The 7981-nt window shown below is 50.8% G+C and carries 6 protein-coding genes; 1 reads left to right on the top strand and 5 read right to left on the bottom strand.

Annotated features, from left to right (window positions below; all coding sequences use genetic code 11):
- Positions 1–74: 74 nt before the first annotated feature.
- A complete protein-coding gene (locus PMG25_RS21490; protein ID WP_283768950.1) occupies positions 75–989 on the bottom strand; it encodes an ROK family protein in 915 nt (304 codons plus the stop codon).
- A 153-nt stretch (positions 990–1142) separates the two neighbouring features.
- Complete coding sequence (locus tag PMG25_RS21485) at positions 1143–4442, bottom strand: AMIN domain-containing protein (RefSeq protein ID WP_283768949.1); 3300 nt, start codon at positions 4440–4442, stop codon at positions 1143–1145.
- Between the two features lie 331 nt (positions 4443–4773).
- Between PMG25_RS21485 and glgA the strand changes: the two genes are divergently transcribed.
- Positions 4774–6240, top strand: a complete 1467-nt coding sequence (gene glgA, locus PMG25_RS21480) for a glycogen synthase GlgA (RefSeq protein WP_283768948.1) — start codon at positions 4774–4776, stop codon at positions 6238–6240.
- Between the two features lie 70 nt (positions 6241–6310).
- On the opposite strand, the gene PMG25_RS21475 is transcribed toward glgA, so the two are convergent.
- The 3 genes from PMG25_RS21475 to PMG25_RS21465 form a co-directional block, all read right to left on the bottom strand.
- A complete protein-coding gene (locus tag PMG25_RS21475; protein WP_283768947.1) occupies positions 6311–6532 on the bottom strand; it encodes a DUF4327 family protein in 222 nt (73 codons plus the stop codon).
- 130 nt (positions 6533–6662) lie between these two features.
- Positions 6663–7604 (bottom strand): ribonuclease Z, encoded by a 942-nt coding sequence (locus tag PMG25_RS21470; RefSeq protein ID WP_283768946.1) that lies wholly within the window; start codon positions 7602–7604, stop codon positions 6663–6665.
- A gap of 84 nt (positions 7605–7688) precedes the next feature.
- On the bottom strand, positions 7689–7981 hold a 293-nt coding region (locus tag PMG25_RS21465), incomplete at its 5' end, for a DUF4351 domain-containing protein (protein WP_283768945.1).

Genomic DNA, 7981 nt, shown 5'->3' with positions numbered 1-7981 from the left:
ATTGTTCATTGTTCATTGTTCATTGTTCATTGTTCATTGTTCATTGTTCATTGTTAATTGTTCATTGTTCATTGTTAATTGTTCATTGTTAATTGTTCATTGTCCACACATTCCCACGCCAACTTAGCCGCGCCCACCATTCCGGCTTGATTGCCTAACTCGGCGACTAAAATCTGGAGTCCTTCGCGGGAAGTGGGGAGGACGCGCTGTTCGATTTCGGAAAGGGTAGCCGGGAGGAAATGGGCGGCGCTTTGACTAATGCCACCGCCTAGTATAATCGCTTCTGGAGTCAAGACATAGATTAAATTCGCCAAACCTGCCCCCAGACGATGGCCGTAGTTTTGCCAAAATTCTAGGGCTTGTCGGTTGCCAGTTTCCGCGAGGTGGCCGAGTTCTTCCGGGTCGAGATGGCCGAGACGGCGAACGGCGGGAATGGAAACCTGTTGTTCCAGGGAGCCTCGGTTACCACTGTTGCACTCATGACCATAGAGGTCAATGGTGATTAGACCCAGTTCTCCGGCTGTGCCCTGGCGACCGGTAAATAATTTACCATCAATAATAATAGCTCCACCGACTCCGGTTCCCAGGGTGAGCAGGATCAGGTCTTGGAAGTTGCGCCCGGCTCCGATCCAGGATTCCCCCAGTCCGGCGCAGTTTGCGTCGTTAGCGAGGATGGTGGGTTTGCCCGTTTTGTCTTCTAACCAGGCGGCTAGGGGCACGTCTTGCCAGTCGGTGAGGTTGATGGCAAGGCGCGAAATTTTACCGGTTTGGTCTACGGGGCCGGGGACACCGACTCCGAGGGCGAGGGCGCTGTGGTCGGGGTCAAGTTCCCCTAGGGCAGGCAGGAGGGCGCTGATGACCGCTTCCGGGGTAGCGGGTTGGGGGGTTGGCAGGGTGAGAGTGTTTTGGCAACTGCCATCTTTAGCAAACCGGCCCAGTTTAATGCCCGTTCCGCCGATATCGATGCCGATAACTGTGGGTTCGTTCATGGTTGGGCGTGGGTGTAGGTTGGGGGATGGGGAGATAGGGGGATAGGGAGATGGGGGGGATAGGCGGATAAGGAGGATGGGGTAGATCAACTATTGCCTATTGCCTATTGCCTATTGCCTATTCCCCATTCCCCAATTGTTCATTGTTCATTGTCATCGGTTGGGATAGCGGAAGCCTCGGTTACGCAGTTGTTGCTGCACATTGGGGCTGGGGGCGTAGCCATAGCCCCAGTTGGCATCCTCTACATCTTGGATGATGTTGGGGGTAACCACAACTACCACTTCTGCACGCTCCGATTCTTTATCGGTACGGCGGAACATGCGGCCGATGATGGGTAAGTCGCCGAGAATGGGCAGTTTGGAAACAATTTCCCGTTCTTGGTCTTGGATGACTCCAGCAATTAAGAGGGTTTGACCATCGCGCAGGCGGATTTTACCGGAGCTGAGTTCCCGTTGGGAAACAAGGGCAACTTCTTGTTCTAAACCGTCCACAATGATGCTGTAAGTCCCTGTGGGGGTCGAGATCCGGGGATTGATGGTCATGGTAATGAAGCCATTATCATCAATTCGATCTACGGTGATGGGCAACAATAACCCCACATCATCAAATTCAGTGTTAATCGTGGTGGTGGTGGTGTTGGCGTTAACGGTGGTTTCTTGTTCGATGTTAATGGGGATGCGGTCAGTGAGGTTAATGGTTGAGGTTTCCCCTTCTTGGATGGTAAGAGTCGGGTCAGTGAGGATCTTGGCCGTACCTTCAACTACGTTGGCTTGCAGTTGGGCTAGAAACTGTTGGGGATATTGGAAGACTTGCGGCAGTTGGTAAGCTAATTGCGCTGCTTGACCCACAATGGCAGGTAAACCGTTAGCTCCTGTCGTAGCAGCAGAAATGAGTTCACCCACAGAGTTGGTTAAAGCGGGAATCGTTCCACCACCTGGGATCAAGTTATTCAGTAACTGGGGAACACCATTGGCATCGAAGAATGTAGGCGCAATGGCTCGTGTTGCAGGAACTAAATCCTGGCCATCAATTAGGGGTGAATATGTACCATCTAGAAATTGACTGACTAAACGGGGTACTCCTGCTTGATCAAAGAATAGAGGTGCAGAATCACCTTGGGTCACTGGGACTAATCCATTAGGATCAAGAAGAGGCTCAAAGATTCCTGAACCAACAGTTAATTGATTAAAGGTTCTGGGAACTCCATTGATATCGAAGTATAGATCGCCTGGAGCGCCCACTGGAGACAAACCACCTGCATCATTTAGTAGGGGTTGGAATGGGCCATTAGCTCCAGCATCAGGAAAATTCAATTCACTGAGTAACCGAGGTGTACCAGTTGAATCAAAATAATATTGGGGTGCAGCACCTGCACTGACGACTACATTTCCTTCAGGACTGCGTAAGGGTTCAAATTGTCCTCCAGCAATCGTCAGTTGATTAAAGAGTCTCGGTTGACCGTTTTGATCAAAGAATTGAGGTGCAGGGTCTGCCCCTGTTCCCGCCGAAATTAAAGCGCCGTCAGGAGTAGTCAGGGCTTGATAACCTGCTCCTCCTCCACCGATTTGCAACTGACTTAACAGTCTGGGGTTCCCGTTGGAATCAAAATACAGAGGCGCTTGCGTGCCATCAGTAGGAGCAGTAACTAGCTCATTGGTTTGACTATTAATTAGGGGTTGGAATGTCCCGCCCCCAACGGTGAGTTCGTTCAAACTGCGGGGAATCCCATTCCGGTCATAGAACAGGGGCGGTGTTCCCGCAGAGGGGGAAACCTGACGACTGCCAGAGCCAGGAATACCAGGGGCAGTTGGGTCAAAGCCAGCCACTCCCGGAGTGGTGGGTAAGCCACCGGGGGAGAACACAGAACCGGGTTGATTTTGCCCCACGGGAACCAGTTGGCCGGTAGCCGGGTCGCGCACCAGTTGGGTTCCATCCGTATTGATGAAGGGAGTAGATGGAAGACGGCCCCCTGGCCCAAGGGGGTTCTGGACAACAGGACGACCAAACTCGTTAGTGAGGGTTTGCCCTGCTGTGGGGGGGGTTAAGCGTCCAAAGTTGGCTACACCAAAACCGCCATCAACGACGAAGAAGGAATCCCCAGTACCAAAGGAAAAACTACTGTTCGAGAATTCTTGGGAATCAAGGTTAATATCAACGACTTTGACGTTAACGGAGACTTGACGACGGCGGAGGTCTTGTTGGGAGAGCAAACCGGTGGCGATTTCAACTTTGCGGGGGTCACCAACGAGGGTGATGGAGTTGAGGCGTTCATCGGCAATGATGGATAGACCGCGCAGCAATAGGGGGCCGTTCGCTTCTTGGACGGTGAAGTTTTCAATGCTAGTCGTTGTCTCTTCTGTTTCTCGTCGGTCTACCCCGTCGCCTTCAACCACGCGAGTGGTGTTAGTGACGACTCGTTGATAGTCCGCTCCTTGGGAGGCGAGCAGGGTGGCGGAGCTTTCGGCTTCGGCTTGGTTGAGGCGCAGGGTGCGGGTAATGACGGGACTTGATTCTAGGGGTAGGTTTGCACCCACAAAAATAGTGCGCCCGACGCGGTTGGCTTGCATTCCGCTCAGTTGCAAGACGCTGTTGAAGACGTTTTGCACGGGTTCATTTTCGATGTCTAGAGAAATAGTCCGCCCGGTAACGGTGGTGGCTGCTCCGGCTTGCCCTTCGGGAATGTCGCCCGCGCCATCAGTAAAAGCCAGGTTCATGCCCGCAACCCGCGCTAGGAGAGCGAGAACGTCGCGCACGGGGGCATCCCGGAGAACGAGACGGGGCACGTTTTCGGAGGAGCCGAGGTTGATGGTGCGGCCGGATGCGTCGATGGTGGATACGGAGATGTCACCCAACGGTGGGGCGATCGCCCGTTGCCGGAAGGGAGGCGCAACCCCAGTTCCAGGGGGGAGGCTGGGGATACCGTTTTGCAGGCTGGGCAGGGGCACATTGTTGTAGGGAGCGCCCTGGGCCATCTGTTGAGGCGGTCTTTGAGCCACTGGCCGAGGTGTAGGGGGGTTGGGGGAAGTGTTGGCCGTGGGTTTGGGGTCGTCTTGCTTGAGGGAGAGAATGAAGTTGTTTCCGTCTTGGATGCTGATGCGGCCGCTCAGACTGCCTTGGTTTCCGGTGACGGTGACGCGGACGCTGTTGCCATCGACGGAGTTAATCCGAACGGAGGCAATGCCGGGGGCGGGGTTGGCTTGCATGAATTCCCCGCTCGGAAGGTTGAGCTGCATGTTGGAGATATTCGCAACCCATTCGTTGCCATTAGGGACGGCAAACACTTGGGGGCGATCGCCTTCTTGAGTATCGAGAATGACCTCAATTCCGCCACTGGTGGGGTTGAGGGAGACGTTGTTAATCCGGGTTGGAGCCGCCCAAGCCGCAGAGTTAGCGACAACAACGGCGGCACTGCCGATCAACGCCCCACTTAGTCCAAAAGAATACTTGTTCATTGCTCTCCTCACGCGATCGCCTTAGACACTGAATTTAAGATAAACCGTATGCAAACCCCATTAAAGGATGGTCTGGCTACTTAAGCATAGATTCTGGTTACATATCTTTCCTTAAGTGACCCTCAATCGTCAATAGTGTAAGGCAAATTTGTGGAGAGTGGGGAGGAGCAGGCAAAAAGCGACTCATGCCCAGGGTAAGGGAGTATTCCCTATTCCCCATGCCCCATTGGTTTTGGTCACAGCCTGCGGTACTCTAGATTGGGTAAGTCTATCTCAGAATTACTCTTATTTCAGGTTCCCTTGACAAGATGTTACAGAAGCGATCGCAAACATGAAGATTTTATTTGTTGCCGCAGAAGCTGCACCGTTGGCTAAAGTAGGTGGTATGGGTGATGTCGTTGGTGCCCTGCCCAAAGTCTTACGAAAAAAAGGTCATGATGTGCGGGTTTTCATGCCCTATTATGGTTTTTTACCGGATAAAATAGATATCCCTGAAAAACCAGTTTGGAAAGGAACAGCAATGTTCCAAGATTTTGAAATTTATCAGGCTTTTTTGCCCAAATCAGATGTGCCGCTCTATTTGTTTGGCCATCCCTCTTTTTCAGGGCGTAATGTCTATTTTGGTGATGATGAAGGATGGAGGTTTACCTTATTTGCAAATGCCGCGGCCGAGTTTGCTTGGAATTATTGGCGACCGAGTATCGTCCATTGCCATGATTGGCACTCAGGAATGTTGCCGGTATGGTTGCATGAAACGCCCGATATTAATACCGTGTTTACGATTCATAATTTGGCCTATCAAGGGCCTTGGCGGTGGTATTTAGACCAAATCACTTGGTGTCCTTGGTATATGGAAGGCCATAATACCATGGCGGCGGCGGTGCAATTTGCGAATAAAGTGACGACTGTTTCGCCCACCTACGCAGAACAGATTAAGACCTCAGAATATGGAGAAAATTTAGAAGGTTTACTCTCCTATGTGAGTGGTAAGAGTCTCGGTATTTTGAATGGTATTGATACGGAGAGTTATAATCCGCAAACGGACAGATATCTGTATCAGAATTTTAATGCCGATACGTTGGATAAACGCCCGATCAATAAGGTTTCTTTGCAGGAAGAAATTGGTTTAGAGGTGAATAAGGGCGCGTTTCTCATTGGGATGGTTACCCGGTTGGTAGAACAGAAGGGGATCGATCTGGCGCTGCAAATTCTGGATCGGTTTATGGCGTATACAGATGCCCAGTTTGTGCTGTTGGGAACGGGCGATCGCTACTATGAAACGCAAATGTGGGAGTTGGCATCCCGCTATCGGGGACGGGTTTCGGTACAGTTGCTCTATAACGATGCTCTGGCTCGCCGCATTTATGCCGGATGTGATGCCTTCTTGATGCCTTCTCGCTTTGAGCCTTGTGGCATTAGCCAAATGTTAGCCATGCGTTATGGCTGTATTCCCATTGTTCGCCGCACTGGGGGGTTAGTCGATACGGTAAGCTTCCACGATCCCACGAAAGAGTTGGGAACGGGGTATTGTTTCGATCGCTACGAACCCCTAGATCTCTTCTGCTGCATGATTAAGGCCCTAGAAGGATTCCGCTATAAGGAATATTGGAAAAAGCTGCAACAGCGAGCCATGCGCCAAAACTACAGTTGGGATCTGTCCGCCGATCAGTATATCAAGGTCTACGAAGAAATTTTCCCCGATGCTCCCCCACCCCCTCCTCCTGAACCTAAAGCAGAGGAAGAAGAAGACCCGAAAACAGAAGCGCCTAAGCCTTCTGCTGGGAGTACGGGTTTATAGTTTATATCCACAAAAAACTAGGGTAGGCAGTGCCCCACCCTAGTTTTTTTGTAGTGAATCGCAGAGGACGCTAGTCTTCTCTCCAGTCTTCTCTGCCAAGTAAGTCAATGACGCGATCGCGCAGTAAATATCCATTGCGCTCTAATTCTAATTCTACAGATTCCCATTCTCGACTGGGAATATAACGGCACAAACTGTAAATCGGTTGTAATCTCTCAACAGAACCGACATCAACTAAATGACGGGCTTCATCTTTAATCATGGCGATCGAGTATTGCAGAGTGGGCATCATAATTTACACCTTTTATTCGATTCGGTACAGGGTTGTAATAACGTTGGTTAAGTATAAATACTTTAGTTTTTTCCTTCATTCTCCTATTGTGAGGGATATTTGGCCCTTTTCTATGATATCTTTATTATTTTTAATGATCGGATGCCTGGCGAGCAATTTCATAGGTGAGGAAATCATGGGCCATATCCGTTTGGGGAAAAATCGCCCGTGCTTCAGTTAATAAGTCTTCCAGTTGTAGGGCATTCCCTGGGGCATACCGGGGACTAAAATGGGTGAGCATCAGGTGCTTAACTTGGGCAGCTAGGGCCACTTGGGCGGCCATGGTGGAGGTAGAGTGGAGGCGATCGTAGGCCAGTTGGGCATCCTGATGGGCAAAAGTCGATTCATGTACGAGCAAGTCTGCACTTTGGGCCAGATCTACGGCTCCTTCACAAAAGATGGTATCCGTACAATAGACAAAACTTCGACCCACTTGAGTGGGGCCGCACAGTTTAGCGCCGTGGATTTTGCGCCCATCAGGGAGGGTAATCCATTCTCCTTTTTTCAGCTTTCCATAGAGGGGGCCGGGGGGAATACCCAAGGCTTGAGCGCGAGCCACATCGAAGCGTCCGGGACGGTCTTTTTCTTGTACCCGATAGCCAAAGGCAGGAACTCGATGTTTGAGGGGGTTACAGATGACGCGATATTCGTTATCTTCATAGACGAGACCCGGTTCTACGGTATGCACTTTCACCGGGTAGGAAAAGTGAGTTTGGGAATAGCGGATGCATCCTTGCAAGTATTCGTTAAGTTTGGGGGGGCCATAAATATCGATTTGTTCCATGCTTCCGGCTAACCCACAACTGGCGAGTAAACCCATTAGGCCAAAGATATGATCGCCGTGCATGTGGGTGACAAAGATGCGCCGAAGTTGGCTCACTTTAAGGTCACTGCGTTGGAATTGGTGCTGAGTTCCTTCTCCGCAGTCAAAGAGCCAGAGTTCAGATTTTTGGGCCAGACGAAGGGCGATCGCCGAAACATTCCGCGATCGGGTGGGGACACCGGAGCTAGTTCCAAGAAAAGTAATTTGCACGCTAGGGTATCAAGGGGGGGACTGCGTTCTCTATTTTAATGGAAGCGGTCTCAGGGAAGAGGGATTAAGTCACCTTAGCCATGATTATCGAGCATTATCGCCTAGCCAAGACACTAAATCCTCAACTTCCGTAAAATCAAGCAGCGCTTCCCCCAAATCTTCCAAAGTTTCCACCGACAAAGACTGAATCTGTGCTTCCAATTCTGGAGACAGTTCCCCCACTCGTCGCGTCAAGAGGCGAGTGACTAAAGAGACCTCCCGTTGTACGCCTTGCTGAATTCCTTCGAGCAAACCTTCTTCATGAATTTCTTGGTAAATTACTGACTCGCGCATCGCCTCTTTCCTCAATAATTGTCTAATTAACTTCTTCTCAAATC

It is taken from the genome of Roseofilum capinflatum BLCC-M114 (assembly GCF_030068505.1).
Lineage (GTDB): Bacteria > Cyanobacteriota > Cyanobacteriia > Cyanobacteriales > Desertifilaceae > Roseofilum > Roseofilum capinflatum.
Note: the sequence above shows the minus strand (reverse complement) of the source record. Positions and strands in the feature narration are given on the sequence as shown.